At 50.3% G+C, this 1,701-nt stretch carries 1 pseudogene; it reads right to left on the minus strand.

What is annotated here, in order from left to right:
• Positions 1-1,701 (minus strand): annotated as a pseudogene (locus tag HJG39_RS19125) (hypothetical protein); the annotation flags it as partial.

Here is a 1,701-nt window from a genome sequence, read left to right on the forward strand (position 1 = left end):
CTGATGATAACAACTCCACTTTGCCATCATTATCCACATCCATTGGACGCAACTGGTTATAACGCAACGGCACATATCGCTCCGGCGGTGCCTGACCGGCACTTGGACCACCGATAGCCCGCTCAAGCACGGCTGGTATGGTATAACCCGTGTTGATAGCATCGGCAAAGCTGCCATCGCCTTTGTTAAGCTTCACTTTCAGGTTTTGGGTGGAAGGCGTAATGTAATCGGCATCTATCCAGCCGACCCAATCATCTAGGCCATCACCATTAACATCCATCAAGGTGGAGTAATGCGATACCGTGTCATCATCCACCGCATCAAAGTTGATATTGTGCGAGGTGAAGCTAACCACGCCACTTTGGCTAACCTGTGTAATTAACAAGGTGTCCATCACTGGGCGGTACTGGTCTCGGTAATAACGCGAAATCACAATATCAGGGATGCCGTCGCCACTTAAATCGCTGCCTACGCTCGCCGTCGTACCCAAAGCATTAGGCGCGCTGTCGGTTTCTAAAAACGCGGTGTTATTAACCACATAAGGGGTACTTAAGTTTTTGGTATGCAAGTGCAGGAAGTAATCTACTGACACGGCATTGGTTATTGAATTCTCTGTCGTGCGACTAATAACAATATCCGGCCAGCCATCGCCGTTATAATCCGACACACTTTCAATGCGGTCTTTAGATGTTGCACCTTCGCCATCGTTCATCACAATCGCCGTGGTGCCTGAATAATTAGAGGTAAAGCCACCTGCGCCGTCATCTTCGGTATAACCAATGAGAAGTAAACCGGTACTTTTTGGAATAATCCAGCGGTCGGTGCGCCCATCTAAGTTAAAGTCACCATTTACAAAGATGCGATTTGAACTGCGGAATTCTTCCATGTTTAGATTGGCAGGCGTATTACCGCTGTTAGTCTGCTCGCCTTCAGCATTCATAAAATAAGTGATTGGGTGAAGCTTATCACTGCTATCGACCGTATAACCCACCCAGTCACGCACGCCATCACCGTTAATATCGCCCACTGGCGAGCGAGGCAAACCGACCTTGTCTATTATGGTGCCGGGATTATAAGCATCGTCACCTTGATACGCCGGGAAGACTTCCGTGCCATCTTCGGTTTCAAAGCGCTCCAGCTCAAAACGCGGAGCCGCTTCAAGCCAGTCAAAGGTGGTCGGTGCACGGCAAATCGAAGCGCTGCCATCAAAGCCACACTCGGTCACGCTACGAAGCAATGAGCGACCACTGGCAGCACTGCTACTACCGTAACCTAAGGTGTATTCACGCACCTTGCTACCCGCGTACCAAGTATTGATTTTATGTAGGCGTTTGGTCATGCGCGACTTGCCACCGGCTAAATACTGGGTGCTATACTTGGCGCGGTTTTGGTATTCAAAGCGCACTTCACGGTTGCCATCGGTCGTGCCATTACCCGTGTACTTGATGCGGGTTAATAAATGCTCAGCATCACCGTAGGCAGTATAGCTATAGCTCATGTGGTTATTGCCTGAGACATCTTGCTCGCGGGCAATCAGCCAACTCATAGCAGCGGTTTTACCAGCGGCAACCACGCGGGTACTGGCACTTGTGCCATAAAGGCGCTGTGTGCCGTTTGGTAACGTGACAGTGAAACTCGCCGCGCCGCTATAGTCACCCGATTGGGTCACCGACACTAAGGATTCAATCTCGGTGCGATACG

The sequence above is a fragment of the Alteromonas sp. a30 genome (assembly GCF_026788005.1).
GTDB lineage: Bacteria > Pseudomonadota > Gammaproteobacteria > Enterobacterales > Alteromonadaceae > Paraneptunicella.